The organism is Methanosarcina sp. Kolksee (genome assembly GCF_000969945.1).
GTDB lineage: Archaea > Halobacteriota > Methanosarcinia > Methanosarcinales > Methanosarcinaceae > Methanosarcina > Methanosarcina vacuolata.
The window spans coordinates 1,111,014-1,124,095 of sequence record NZ_CP009524.1 but is presented as its reverse complement, the minus strand read 5'-3'; the positions used below and the strand labels follow the sequence as shown (position 1 = coordinate 1,124,095).

Here is a 13,082-nt window from a genome sequence, read left to right as displayed (position 1 = left end):
TGTATTGTAATTGAGACTTGTAATTGAGACTTGTAATGGATACTTGTAATTGATACCTACAAACGGTTTTTCCTGAAAACCAATAGCATCTGACTATGGGGCTTCTTTGGTGATAGAAAGCTTTGGATGATAGAAAGCTTTATTATTGAAAACCTCATTAGATGAGTTGCAAAGGGTTATATACAGGAATGGGTAACAGGGTACTACTTAAGTCAAAGGTTATCTAACTTAATCTTATTTAATCTAATAATTTCGTCTGCCTGTATCACAGGGAAGAACTCAAAAAAGCGTCCGGAACTTATCCAAGAAAATCGAATTTTTGCTGTATAAGTTTAATGTATCTCGGTTGTGAATTTCCCTGGTCCTTAGGCACCTTCTCGCATTCCCGGGGAATATCAACCATTTATACGACGTGTTTACCTGTTTTTAGCTGGTATCATGTACTGGTTTCAATAAATGGCCTCTTCCGCAAAGGATACTGCCGGGTATGCGGCAGAGCATGTAAGCAGCAGACCTGCAAATTGAGCGATCTGTAAAAAAATGTCAATATTAGAGTGAGTACATGGAAAAATTAGCAAAATTTAAGGCATTAGGGCTTTCAGACAGTATGTTAAAAGCCCTTAAAAAGAAAGGGTTTGAAGAACCGACCCCAATTCAGGAAAAAGTTATCCCGCTTTTTTTGAAAGGAGAATGTGATATCATAGGGCAGGCTCAGACCGGAACCGGAAAAACAACGGCTTTCGGAGCCCCCATTATAGAAAAAATTCCGGAGAAATCAGGAAAGGTGCAGGCGATAGTCCTGACCCCGACTCGAGAACTGGCAATCCAGGTCTCAGAAGAACTCAATTCCCTTAAAGGGGACAAAAAGCTGCATATCGTCCCGATTTATGGGGGACAGTCCATGACCCAGCAACTCAGAGTGCTGAAAAGCGGAGTTGATATTGTCGTGGGAACCCCAGGAAGAGTAATCGATCACCTTGAGCGGAAGAGCTTGAACCTTGAGGACATCGCGTACTTCGTACTGGACGAAGCTGATGAAATGCTCAATATGGGCTTCATTGACGATATTAAGGAAATCTTAAAGGCAACTGGGCCTGATAAGCGAATGCTTTTCTTCTCAGCTACAATGCCAAAGCCAATCCTTGGAATCATCAAGAAATACATGAAGACCTATGAGCATGTTGCCATTGAGAAAGAAGACCTTGATGTAAACCTGACCGAGCAGATTTATTTCGAAGTCAAGGAAAGCGACAAATTTGAAGCCCTGTGCAGGATTATCGATATTGAAGACGAGTTCTACGGGCTTGTGTTCTGCAGAACAAAAACCGATACCGCCCAACTTGCTCAGAAGCTTGGAGACCGAGGATATGCAGCCGATGCCCTGCACGGCGACCTTTCCCAGAATGAAAGGGAAAAGATACTGAACAGGTTCAGAAAGCAAAAAATAAACATCCTCGCGGCAACCGACGTTGCAGCTCGAGGTATCGATATTCTGGATCTGACCCATGTAATCAATTATTCCCTTCCGCAGGACCCTGAATCCTACGTACACAGGATAGGGAGGACCGGTAGGGCAGGAAAGCAGGGAACTGCGATCACTTTCGTTACATCCACGGAATACAGGCGGCTCACCTACATAAAAAAGACTTCAAAGTCCGAAATGAAAAAAGGCCGAATTCCCGAGATAAAAGATGTAATAAAAGCCAAAAGGGCAAGAGTAAAAGCCGAACTCGAAGAGACTATAAAAACCGAAGAGTACGGCGACTGCCTTGAGATGAGTGAGAAGCTTCTTGAAGAATACCCGGCTGAAAAGATCCTGGCTGCCCTCCTGAAGTACTCTTTCAAAGAGATGTTCGATGAAAGCATGTACACAGAGATCTCCGGAAGTTCATATGTCGACCGGAAAGGTAAAACCAGGCTTTTCATCGCAATGGGGAAAGCTGATGGCATGACCCCTGAGAAGCTATGTGAGTTTATGCAGGAAGAAACCGGAGAAAACGATCTTAAAATAAGAGATGCGGAAATTTTCCCACACTTCTCCTTCGTAACTGTACCTTTTGCTCAGGCTTCAGCCCTGCTTGAAATCTTCAAAGACAAAAAGAGAGGTCGAAAACCCTTTATAGAGCTTGCCCAGAAATCAAAGGGAAGAAGCTCAAAAAGTGCTGGTGAATCTCACGGTGACACTCGCAACGGCTCTCGGAGTTATTCTCGAAATGATTCCTGGAATGGTTCTCGCAGTGACTCTCGCAATTCGAACAGCAAAGGTTATACAAAAGATACACGAACTGCGAAGAAAAAATATTCTTCGTATTAATTACATTTTTTTAAAGAGTTTGAGGGGATACAAAGTTTCAGAAATTTCGACAAATTCTGAGAAATTCTGAGATCATAATTTTACCCCTAATCCTTTATTCAAACTTCGAATTTTTTACTCAGGCTTTTTAGTTTATTTTTCAGGTTTACGTTGAAATCAAAATTAATAGACGAATCTTGCGTAGGCTGAATAACTACTGATATTCTTAGGAGTAGAATTCTTATTTTCCCAAAAAGGTCTTTATTCCTATTAAAATAACAAATATACCAAAAGCCTTTCTCAACACATCCATCGGGAGCATATTTGCGAATTGTGCTCCGAATTTTGCACTAATAACCATAGCAATACAAATGATTATACCCGCATATAAATCAACATTTCCCCTTTTATAGTATTCAAGAAAAGCAAGTATGCCAACAGGCGGAAGCAGTGCGACCAGAGAAGTTCCCTGAGCTTTTATTTGAGAAAATCCCTGTAAAACAACCAGTGCAGGAATAATTATAACCCCACCACCAATCCCGAATAGCCCACTTAAAATACCTGCTGCAGCACCAATCAGTAAATAAATTATTAAATCTTCCATAAAGTTTTACCGCCAAAATATGTTTCCAATGAATCTTCGATGTGTTCTGTTTTTCGTCACAAAAACAGACGCTGAATGAATATTAATATCATTTCATTAATAAAAAAATTATCTTGTTTATCAATAAGGTGGAGTTCATCAGCTAACTGGGGTGATTTTAAATCCTGTAATAGAAAAATCAGAAATGAATAAGGAGAATAAGAATTAGATAATCAGTTATTTGATGCAATAAAAGCCAGCCTGCATGTAAGAGTACCAGAATAACTCCACAGTTCTGAACCCTGTTTCTCTTAGGAGTTCCAGGTGTTCTTCAACAGTTATTGGAAAATATTCGGTATCAAAACGCTTCAGGTGCTCCTTAGTTTCATCCTCAGTCCTGCCGTGAGTTAACTGGAAATTTTGCCAGTATCTTTTTCCTGCAAGAATTCCCTCTTCGGTTAACGGTCTGATATTCTCGAAGGTAATGTAAACTCCGCCTTCTTTTAGAAGATTGTAACACATATCAGTGGCTCTTGCTCTTCCTTCACGGTTAAGATAGTGATGACACTGTATCGCAGTTATAATGTCCGGTTTTTCCTCTATCTCCTGAGAGAATTCCTGGGTAGAAGACGCTCTCAGGAATTCCAGCCGGTTAATAGGGCAAGATGATAGTTTTTTCCTTGCCTGATTTAGCATACCTTCTGAGGGGTCAAGCAAAAGAAACTTTGTAGTCGGAAATTCCTCAATTGCCTTATTAACCAGAGATCCAGTTCCGCATCCGGTATCCAGCCAGATTTTTGGGATTGATGGCATGGATTTGACGAAATTGATAGTTTCCTGATGAAAACAGGAGTAATAAGGAAGAACTCCGGAAATCCGGGAATCAAAGTCCTCAGGAAGGTGAGGGGTGGCGTTTTGGGCAGGTTTTACAGGAGTCGTAGGAGTCATATTACCAGGGTCCTTTTTATTTGTTATCGAGTTGAAAAGTTATTACCTTTTCTCGGAAATGAGGGTAATTAATTGTTTTCCTTAAAAATCACGAATTTTTCATCCAGACATCTTTAAAGAATAAAAAGAAGAAGTAAAGCCAGAAAAGTAGAAGGTTTCGCAAAGCTAATATTAAGAAACTTCTGACAAGATATACTGGAGATTCTTTTTTATATTTCCTATGGAATTATAACTCCTAATTATTTCAAATTATTATGAAATAAGTAAATATTTATATTTTTAGATATTATTACTTTAAGACTATATTGTTTTATTAAACCAGTTTTTAATTCTTATTTGTTTTTCCTGAAAGTGAATCAGGAAAAGAAAGATTTGTCAAAAGACACTTCCTGAAAAAGAAAAAAGGAGCCATTCTCAATATGCATTACAGTCTTGGGATTGATGCCGGAGGCACTTATACTGATGCGGTGCTTGTAAGGGATTCGGATGGAGAGATTATAGACTCAAATAAAGCACTTACTACCTATCCCGACCCCTTTGAAGGCATTAAAAACGTAATTGATGGGCTCAATCCTGAATATTTAGAAAACGTAAAGCTGGTTTCGGTCTCAACGACCCTTTCCACCAATACCATCCTTGAAGGCACAGGTTTTCCGGTAGCCCTTATCCTTATAGGTGACCATCCAGTTGATAAAGAGTTACCGGCCGAACATGTGCTTTTTGCTGCCGGTGGGCATAACCATAATGGAGAAGAGGTCGCTGCCCTTGATCTTAAGGCTATAGAGGAATTTGCTTTGCAAGTCAAGGATAAGGTTTCAGCTTTTGCAATCTCTTCTTACTTCAGCACAAGAAATCCTGAACACGAAATAAGGGCCAGAGACCTGATTCTTGAACTTACGGGTCTGCCTGCGGTTTGCGGACATGAACTTTCCCAGGAACTGGGAGCTTACGAAAGGGCGGTGACGGCTTTTCTCAATGCCCAGCTCATCCCCATCACAAGACAGTTCGTGAAGTCCGTTATTTCAGAGATCACGAAACGCGGGATTAACGCACGGCTCCTTATGCTTAAATGCGATGGCTCGGTAGTGGGGATAAGAGATGCCCTGAAAAAACCCATTGAAACTATCTTTTCAGGCCCTGCAGCAAGTCTTGTAGGAGCTTCTTTCCTTTCAGGGCTAAAGACCTGTGAAGTTGTGGACGTAGGAGGCACAAGCACGGATATCTCCTCAATCTGTATGGGCGTTCCCGACCTTAGCGATGAAGGAGCCGTCGTCGGAGGCTGGAAAACCCGCGTCCGGGCAATCAGAATGGAGACAACAGCTACAGGAGGGGATAGCCATATCTGGACCGTTAACAAGGAACTCTTCCTTGGGCCCAGGCGAGTCATCCCACTGGCAGTAGCTGCAGTAAAATACCCGAGCTTTTTGAATAACCTCAAAAGAACGCCCATGCCTTTCAGAGAAGATCTGGGAGAGAACATCCAGCCCACAAAATTTTTTGTAAGATCCGGTTATCAGGCCGGAGAATTAAGCAGGACTGAAGCTGAGGTAATGAAGGTCATAGGGGAAGAACCCGTATCGGTACCTGAAATCAATGTCCTTCTCCAAAAAGACGTCTATCCTCAGACGTTAGATTCCCTTATCAGAAAACGCCTCGTCCAGGCAATCGGTTTCACGCCTACGGACGCTCTGCATGTACTTGGGGAATACACTGAATGGGATGTTGATGCCTCACAAATAGGCGCAGAAAAGATTGCGAGACTTATGCATATGACCCCAGGAGAGTTATGTACTGCAGTAAAAAAGCGGGTTGCAAGGAGCATGGCACTTCATTTGCTGTCTTATATCCTGTCAGATGTTCCATACGAATCCATTGAAAAGATCCTGGACGGAAACTATCCTGCTAAATTCAAGCTGGACATTCCGGTTGTACTGCTTGGAGGACCTGTCCGGGCATATAGGGAAGAGCTAAAGGAAATCATTGATGCAGAAATCATCGTTCCCCAACATGCCGAGGTAGGAAACGCAGTTGGAGCCCTGGTGGGAAAAGGTATTAAAAGAGTTGAAATCCTGATACGACCAGCAAGCCTCATGTCCCCAGATAAGGATTTCCTGGTCTTTGCCCCGGGCAGCAGGCTGAAATTTGATACGTATTCAGAAGCCCTTGATACTGCAACCAAACTTGGGAAAAAGCTTGCTATGGATTACATGCAAGACTGCGGCCTTAGCGGAAGCCAGATTGAAATTTCCGTTGAGAAAAAGACAATCTCCCCTGATGGCTGGAACCATCCACCTATGGAAACCAATTTACTGGTAATGGGAATAGGAATACGTGGGTTGCATTTAGAGGGATAAAATAGAGGGATAAAATAGAGAGATAAAATAGAGAGATAAAATAAGGAATCTAAAGGGGAAAACAAAGAACAAAATTTTAAGAATGAATAGAAAAAAACCAAAATAGAGTGAATGAAGTGAGAAGTGGAAGATATGAGAATCTTGCTGATTGCCGACATCCATGCAAATTATGAAGCTTTAGACACTGTTCTGGAAATTCCTCATGATAGAGTCATCTGTCTCGGAGATATTGTTGACTATGGGCCTGATCCAGACAAATGTATTGACCTTCTGCGCATGAAAGAAATTCCTGTAATAAGAGGAAACCATGACAATGCAGTTGCTTTCAAGGTAGACTGTCAGTGTGGATACAAATATAAACATCTCTCAATTGCGACCAGGGAATACACCTGGGAAATCCTTGATAGATCCGGAATGGAATACCTTCAGAACCTCCCCCTCCTGATTAGAGAAGAAATCGACGGAAAAAGACTCTATCTGACCCATGCCAGCCCTCGCTCTATGTTTGAATACATAAAGCCCGAAACTACTGACGAAGAGATCCAGAATATGATTAACGAAGCAATGGAGCCTTTGGAAGCAGAATTTCTTGTTGTCGGGCACTCTCATATCCCCATGAACAGAAAACTCGGAAACTTGAAAATAATAAATCCGGGTTCAGTCGGACAGCCAAGGGATGGAGATCCCCGGGCAAGCTGCGCCATTTTTGACACCGAAAACGGAAAAGTAGAGCACCTGCGCCTCGATTATGACATTGAATCTGTTTGCACAAAAATCAAAGAACGAATGCCTCATCCAGATGAATTGATAGCTATTCTCAGGCGAGGATACTGATACTGTATTTAAGAAATTAAAAAATAATGATGGGAAGTTGGGCTCAGGCTTCTTTTATAGCTCTGACAATTTTTTCCACATATTCAGGCTTCACATCCGAAGGTCTTGTTTTCTCGACCCCGAGTTCCGTAACCATTAGATATGTGTCAGCTTTCATTCCGGCTTCATCGAGCTTTTTTGTGGCACAACGGTCCGAGCAGCCGTCCAGGGCAAGAATCTTAAAGCCGTCTGATATGGCATCTTCAACCGCATCAACTCCTTTGTGAGCAGCCGCAGCCCTGTAAAGGTCAGGCCTTCTGAAAGCAAGAGCTGACGCTGCCTGCATTGTAAGTTTTCCGGTGTTAGAAAGGCCAGAGCAGGCAAAAATGAGGGTACTTTTCCTTTTTCCGGAAGTTTTTTTAGTTTCATCTGTCTTGCCGGGTAAAGAGTTTATAGATTCCGTTCCTGCTGATTCCATGGATATTACAACCTTTAATGAGAAAGCTAAACATTAGTGGGAAATACAATCGTTATGAATAATACAACATTTAATGAGAAATGTTTCAGAACTTTTAATGAAAAATTGTTTCACAACCTTTAATGAAAAATGTTTCAGAACTTTAATGGAAAATTGTTTCAGAACCTTTAATGATGAGTTGTTTCAAAAACGATTGAAATGGAAATGGCGAGAAAGCTGATATAATTTCCGGTATTACTGCCAGCTAATCAGGCTCACTTTGCCTGTCCCAAAACACCAAAAAAGCCCAAAAAACCCCATAAAGCCAAAAAACCCTAAAAAACGCCAAAAAAGCCAAAAAAATTATCACGCTAAAAAATAAGAGAGGAGTAAAATTAGTCCAGCTCAAGCTGGATTATCTCAACGTTAAGGTTTGCGATTTCAAGAATGGCAACCGTTTGCTTTCCGGAAAGCACGCCTGAAGCTTCACCGGGATTTATCACAGGAACTCCTTCAATGATTTTGACACCTGGATCATGAGTATGGCCCCGAATTACGACATCAAATTCCCCTGAAATGGCAAGCGCTTTGACCAGGGCTTCATTTGTCCCGTGCAGAAGGGCAATATGCAGTCCGTCAATTGTCAGATCTCCAAAGTTCCCGCAGGAAATCGCTCCGATTTCTTCAAACCGCTTCGTAAGTGTCACTTTATCTCCATCATTGTTTCCGAATACAAAGTAAAGTTTTGACTCCAAATCCTTAAAGGCTCTCGCGGTAAACGGAGAAATGAGATCTCCGGCGTGCAGCACGGTTTTTACCTTTTTTTCATTAAAAAATTCCACCGCTTTCCGGATAGCATTCATGTTATCGTGTGAGTCCGAAATAATTCCAATCAAGTATTCCCACCTCTTCGACTAGCTTTCCCTATTCAATATATAGTGCGGTTTGCTAAAAAGAATTTGGTAAAACAGATTTTATAGAGCCGTCTTCAAGAATTGAAATTTTAAAATTAGTGTTTATAATCAGACCTTTTTAATCGAAGTTTATAGCAGGAACTTTAGGATTAAACCGTAACAGGAAATGTTTCTACACCTGCGCTCGGAATGCTTTTTCACTTGTACCTATAATCAATCTGAAGCAATGCAAATCCACAGGCTGACCTTTAACCTCCATTAAGAATACAGCTACTTTTAAATATGAGGTGCTGATATTATTGGGATAATCTCTGAAGAGTATTACAGGAATCCTGAAAGAATATACCTAGATAATCCTGAGTCAATGAACCTGGAAAATCTTGTAATCATAAATTCACGAAATTCCCTATTGAGTTTAAATGATAATTTTAGTCCCCTATTGAGCTTAAAATAATCAGTTAAATTTCCTGTGAAGTTTAAATAATCAGTTAAATTTCCTGTGAAGTTTAAATAATCAGCTAAATTTCCTGTGAAGTTAAAATAATAACTTAAATTTCCTGTTAAGTCTAAATAATCAGTTAAATTTCCTGTTGAGTTTAAATAGTGAGTTTAATTAGAAAGTTAAAATTTCGAGTTAAAATTAATTAAATTAGTGAGTAAATATGAAAGCTATAACCCTCCTGAGCAGCGGGCTTGATTCAGTTGCAGCGCTCGCAATCGCAGCGGAAGATTTTGACATAGAGATGGCTATTACTTTTGATTATGGGCAGAGGGCCAGAGAGAGGGAAATTAAGTACTCGCGAAAGGTATGTGAATACTTTGGAATTGAACATAGGGTTATAAAACTGGACTGGCTTTCGGAAATAACATCCACCTCTCTCGTTAACAGGGATGTTGAAGTCCCATCTTTATCTTTTGAAGATATTGGCGAAGCGGCCCCTGCAGAGATCACAGATGCTTCAGCAAAAGCTGTCTGGGTCCCTAATAGAAATGGGGTGATGCTCAATATCGCAGGAAGCTTTGCCGAAAGCAGGGAATGTGATTACCTTGTAGTGGGCTTTAACGGTGAAGAAGCAGGCACTTTCCCTGACAATTCCCTTGCTTATGTGCAGACAATGGACAGGGCTTTTTCCTACTCCACTCAAAACGGGGTAAAAATACTGGCTCCTCTTATTGAACTTGGGAAAACGGAAATCGTCAGAAAGGCTCTGGAAGTAAAAGCTCCTCTTGAGTACAGCTGGAGCTGCTATCACGGAGAAGAAATTCCCTGCGGAGAATGCGAGAGCTGCGTGCGCAGAGCACGTGCGTTTAATAATGCAGGTGTAAAAGACCCTCTTCTGGAAAGACTTGGAATTTGAGCCGAAAAGAAATGCCTGGAATCTGAATAGACAGAACCGGACAGGATGTCGGCCAACAAAGTACATTAAGAAAGAATTAAGAAGAAGCTTGCAGAAAAACTTGCAAAAACTTGCAGAGAGAATTCTATGAAATGCATTGTTTTACCTGAGAAATTTGATTATGACGGGAGCCAGATTTCCTCTCTCTGGGCCTACAACAGTTTTGGAGTTCAGGAAGATTCGGTTGTAGTTTTCAGAGGTGCCTGCGACGTAAAAATCGAGCACATGATCGACCTGGAAGACCGACGGGCAAATGAATCTATCTGGTCCGAAGATATGGTAAGTTTCATTATCGAACATTTTGATTCTACGGACCTGAAACTTATATATGCACGGCAGCGTTTTTTCACAGCCCTTGTAAGAGAATGCCTTGCAGATCTCGGAGTGCAGACAACACGGGAAGGAGACGACCTTTTCCTTGATGGAAAGAAACTGACAGTTTCGATTGCCAGTACCTCGGCAGTGTCCCAGAAAATCCACTTCGGCATCAACGTCTCTCACGAGGTATACGGAAATCTGAAAGATGCAGGGATAGGAGAAGATAAACAGGTTGCAAGCTTCATGAAAGCAGTAGGAGAAGCCTATGTCCGCGAATTTGAGGATATAGAAAAGGACCTGAGAAAGTCCAGGCCTCTGGGGGCTATATAATGGCAGCTTCGGATTTTACTTCTGCTCCTATAAGGGAGGTCTTCTGTTCTGTGCAGGGAGAAGGTCCGTATGTTGGGACAAGGCAGGCTTTTGTCCGCTTTTCTGGCTGCAATCTCAATTGCAATTACTGTGATACGGATTTTTCAAACCCCGGAACCTGTAACTATGAGCAGGTGGAAGGGAGCGGAATTTTTGAGAAAATTAAAAATCCTGTGAGTATAGACCAGCTGGAATCTATGCTGAAGCCTTTCAAAAAGCTTCATTCAATCTCTCTGACAGGAGGAGAACCTCTCCTACATGCGGATTTCATAGAAAAGTTGAATCTGGACTCGCCGCTTTACCTCGAATCTAATATGACCTTGCCTGAGCAGGCCAGAAAGCTGACTGAAAAGGTTGCTTATGTGTCAGGAGATTTCAAACTTCCCGAATTAATCCGGGGTATGGGATCTGAAGCTCGGGATACACATATAGAAAATACAGTAGAGTGCTTCAGGCTTCTGAGAAAAAACCAATCAAGAGATTGCTTTTGCAAGATTGTTGTAGATAGCAACACGGAATTAGAAACTGTAACTCCGGCCGTAGAAGCTATAGCTCCTTACGTATCCTGCGTGATACTCCAGCCTGAAACCCCTATTGGACGTGACGTTACAAATCCGCGGCCTTCGCAATCTATACAGGCCTCCGTCCAGAATATTATGGAACTGCAGAAAAGCCTGCTTGAAATTATAGATACACGAGTTATACCCCAGACTCACAGGATGTGGGGTTGTTTATAACCAGAATTAAAAAAGAACAAAGAACGCACTGAGATGTGAATAACCTCCAGATGTGAATAAATTCTTGAGAAAACGTTTATTGAAAAAACGTTTATTGAAAAAACATTTATTGAAAAAACATTTATTGAAAAAACATTTATTGAAAAAACATTTATTGAAAACGGAGTGTACCAGATGACAAAAATGAGATTGGGAGTTATTGACTATATTGATAGTGCCCATTACCTTCCTGGACATGGAAAATGCGGAAGAGTACATGGTCACACGTATAAAATTGAGGTCCTGGTAGAAGGGGAAGTCAGGGAAAATGGAATGGTTATTGACTTTTACGACCTGAAGAAGGGAATTAAGGAAACCCTTGAAGAATATGACCATACCCTGTTAAATGAAATCATCGAATTTCCAAGTTCCGAACACCTCTGCCAGCACATTCACTCCCGGCTCCTGGAGAGATTTGGCTTTCCCCTTCAGGTAAGGGTATGGGAAGGGGAAGGAAAATGGTGCGAAATGGATAATTTCTCGGAATGATCAGATTGGACAATGTTTATCCTGATAACATTTAATTATTAGTTCCATTTTACCCAGTATTTTTGAGAAAAATCTACCGAATGTATATAAATTCACTTAAAGCCCGCCATATCATACTGAACTTTTATATAATTAAAGGTATTTTTATATCTGAGTTAAATTTAAAACTGTAGGAACTCGGAGGAAGCATCTAAAAATTCTCATGATTCCAGATAAATTCACAATGTATATCAAGGGGTTCATCATAAACTGAGTTAGATATTCTGAAATCCCCCTGCACTGAGGTCCTGCTGTACTTCTAAACTCTGAACGGAGGAGAACACATTTGCCAGAAGACAATCCTATAGATAACACAAACCGCCCTGAATTTGACGAAGGGCTCCTGAGAAAAATTGCCGAACATCCCTGCTACGACAAGAAAGCCCAGCATAAGTACGGGAGAATTCACCTGGCTGTGGCTCCTTCATGCAATATCCAGTGTAATTTCTGCGTCAGGGAATTTGACTGCGTAAACGAGAGCCGCCCAGGAGTTACGAGTAAGGTCCTTACTCCACAGGAAGCCCTTGAAAAGACAAGGCAGATTATAACAGATTATCCCTTTATCAAGGTTGTCGGAATTGCAGGTCCGGGTGACCCTCTGGCCAATAAAGAGACTTTTGAAACCTTTGAACTGATCAAAAACGAATTTCCTGAACTCACGCTTTGCATGAGTACAAACGGGCTCTTGCTTCCCGAAAAACTGGAGGACATTCTGCGTGTAGGAGTTTCAACATTAACGGTAACAATAAACGCGATTGATCCCGAAATTCAGGCAAAAATCGTGGATCATGTAGTTTATCACGGGAAGGTCTACAGGGGAATCGAAGGCGCAAAAATCCAGATAAAGAACCAGCTTGAGGGCGTTAAAGCGGCTGTCGATGCAGGTATTGTTGTCAAGGTAAACACCGTACTTGTCCCGGGAATTAATGACAAACATGTGGTTGAGATTGCCAGAAAACTCAATGAACTCGGTGTATACATAATGAATATCATGCCCCTTATTAACCAGGGAGCTTTTGCAGACATTGAGCCGCCTACCGCAGAGGAAAGAAAAGCTGTACAGCAGGCATGTGAACCCTACGTCTTGCAGATGCGCCATTGCAGGCAGTGTAGAGCTGATGCATATGGATTACTTGCTCAGGATATGTCGCAGATGAGTGAAGAACGCAGAAAGCTCATAAAAATCCAGACAAAAGAGGATATCGAAAAAGCAAGAAAAATCCTTAAGGAAAACGGTGAGCAGGAAGCTTGAGAAGAGAAAGAACTCAAGGCCTTACTTCTCCAGTAGCATGAGTAATTTTTAGCTCTGGAATCAAAAAAGCTTTTTAATAA

The 13,082-nt window shown here is 41.4% G+C and carries 12 protein-coding genes; 8 read left to right on the top strand and 4 right to left on the bottom strand.

Annotated elements, in window-relative coordinates; genetic code table 11:
* The first annotated feature begins 562 nt into the window (after positions 1 to 562).
* Positions 563 to 2,314: a DEAD/DEAH box helicase gene (locus tag MSKOL_RS04800; RefSeq protein WP_048154015.1), complete on the top strand. Its 1,752-nt coding sequence runs from the start codon at positions 563 to 565 to the stop codon at positions 2,312 to 2,314.
* Between the two features lie 220 nt (positions 2,315 to 2,534).
* Here MSKOL_RS04800 and MSKOL_RS04795 read toward each other — a convergent pair whose 3' ends face one another.
* On the bottom strand, positions 2,535 to 2,897 hold the full coding sequence (locus tag MSKOL_RS04795; protein ID WP_048118760.1) for a sulfite exporter TauE/SafE family protein: 363 nt from the start codon (positions 2,895 to 2,897) through the stop codon (positions 2,535 to 2,537).
* 216 nt (positions 2,898 to 3,113) lie between these two features.
* The gene (locus MSKOL_RS04790; protein ID WP_048154013.1) at positions 3,114 to 3,824 is read right to left on the bottom strand and encodes a class I SAM-dependent methyltransferase; all 711 of its coding nucleotides are present in this window, start codon (positions 3,822 to 3,824) and stop codon (positions 3,114 to 3,116) included.
* Positions 3,825 to 4,243: 419 nt separating this feature from the next.
* On the opposite strand from MSKOL_RS04790, the gene MSKOL_RS04785 reads away from it, so the two are divergent.
* The gene (locus tag MSKOL_RS04785) at positions 4,244 to 6,178 is read left to right on the top strand and encodes a hydantoinase/oxoprolinase N-terminal domain-containing protein (RefSeq protein ID WP_048154009.1); all 1,935 of its coding nucleotides are present in this window, start codon (positions 4,244 to 4,246) and stop codon (positions 6,176 to 6,178) included.
* A gap of 132 nt (positions 6,179 to 6,310) precedes the next feature.
* Entirely contained in the window at positions 6,311 to 7,012 is a 702-nt protein-coding gene (locus MSKOL_RS04780; protein ID WP_048154006.1) for a metallophosphoesterase, read from the top strand.
* 43 nt (positions 7,013 to 7,055) lie between these two features.
* Here the strand turns inward: MSKOL_RS04780 and MSKOL_RS04775 are convergent, their stop codons facing one another.
* Together MSKOL_RS04775 and MSKOL_RS04770 are read right to left on the bottom strand one after the other, a co-directional pair.
* A complete protein-coding gene (locus tag MSKOL_RS04775) occupies positions 7,056 to 7,469 on the bottom strand; it encodes a putative zinc-binding protein (protein ID WP_048118740.1) in 414 nt (137 codons plus the stop codon).
* Positions 7,470 to 7,843: 374 nt separating this feature from the next.
* Positions 7,844 to 8,344, bottom strand: a complete 501-nt coding sequence (locus MSKOL_RS04770; RefSeq protein WP_048154003.1) for a metallophosphoesterase — start codon at positions 8,342 to 8,344, stop codon at positions 7,844 to 7,846.
* A gap of 680 nt (positions 8,345 to 9,024) precedes the next feature.
* Here MSKOL_RS04770 and queC point away from each other — a divergent pair.
* The 5 genes from queC (at position 9,025) to nifB (ending at position 13,002) form a co-directional block, all read left to right on the top strand.
* Positions 9,025 to 9,720 (top strand): 7-cyano-7-deazaguanine synthase QueC, encoded by a 696-nt coding sequence (gene queC / locus MSKOL_RS04765; RefSeq protein WP_048118736.1) that lies wholly within the window; start codon positions 9,025 to 9,027, stop codon positions 9,718 to 9,720.
* A 126-nt stretch (positions 9,721 to 9,846) separates the two neighbouring features.
* Complete coding sequence (locus MSKOL_RS04760) at positions 9,847 to 10,407, top strand: DUF366 family protein (protein WP_048154000.1); 561 nt, start codon at positions 9,847 to 9,849, stop codon at positions 10,405 to 10,407.
* Positions 10,407 to 11,183, top strand: a complete 777-nt coding sequence (locus MSKOL_RS04755) for a 7-carboxy-7-deazaguanine synthase QueE (RefSeq protein ID WP_048153999.1) — start codon at positions 10,407 to 10,409, stop codon at positions 11,181 to 11,183. Before MSKOL_RS04760 ends, MSKOL_RS04755 begins: the two co-directional genes overlap by 1 nt.
* Positions 11,184 to 11,357: 174 nt before the next feature.
* On the top strand, positions 11,358 to 11,711 hold the full coding sequence (gene queD / locus MSKOL_RS04750) for a 6-carboxytetrahydropterin synthase QueD (protein WP_048118728.1): 354 nt from the start codon (positions 11,358 to 11,360) through the stop codon (positions 11,709 to 11,711).
* A gap of 325 nt (positions 11,712 to 12,036) precedes the next feature.
* Positions 12,037 to 13,002: a nitrogenase cofactor biosynthesis protein NifB gene (nifB, locus tag MSKOL_RS04745; protein WP_048153996.1), complete on the top strand. Its 966-nt coding sequence runs from the start codon at positions 12,037 to 12,039 to the stop codon at positions 13,000 to 13,002.
* Positions 13,003 to 13,082 lie beyond the last annotated feature (80 nt).

Bases quoted from the DNA above. Each gene is read 5' to 3' on its own strand.
- MSKOL_RS04790 (WP_048154013.1), bottom strand. From the start codon at position 3,824: ATGACTCCTACGACTCCTGTAAAACCTGCCCAAAACGCCACCCCTCAC.
- MSKOL_RS04785 (WP_048154009.1), top strand. From the start codon at position 4,244: ATGCATTACAGTCTTGGGATTGATGCCGGAGGCACTTATACTGATGCG.
- queC (WP_048118736.1), top strand. From the start codon at position 9,025: ATGAAAGCTATAACCCTCCTGAGCAGCGGGCTTGATTCAGTTGCAGCG.
- MSKOL_RS04775 (WP_048118740.1), bottom strand. From the start codon at position 7,469: ATGGAATCAGCAGGAACGGAATCTATAAACTCTTTACCCGGCAAGACA.
- MSKOL_RS04760 (WP_048154000.1), top strand. From the start codon at position 9,847: ATGAAATGCATTGTTTTACCTGAGAAATTTGATTATGACGGGAGCCAG.
- MSKOL_RS04755 (WP_048153999.1), top strand. From the start codon at position 10,407: ATGGCAGCTTCGGATTTTACTTCTGCTCCTATAAGGGAGGTCTTCTGT.
- MSKOL_RS04800 (WP_048154015.1), top strand. From the start codon at position 563: ATGGAAAAATTAGCAAAATTTAAGGCATTAGGGCTTTCAGACAGTATG.
- MSKOL_RS04780 (WP_048154006.1), top strand. From the start codon at position 6,311: ATGAGAATCTTGCTGATTGCCGACATCCATGCAAATTATGAAGCTTTA.
- queD (WP_048118728.1), top strand. From the start codon at position 11,358: ATGACAAAAATGAGATTGGGAGTTATTGACTATATTGATAGTGCCCAT.
- MSKOL_RS04795 (WP_048118760.1), bottom strand. From the start codon at position 2,897: ATGGAAGATTTAATAATTTATTTACTGATTGGTGCTGCAGCAGGTATT.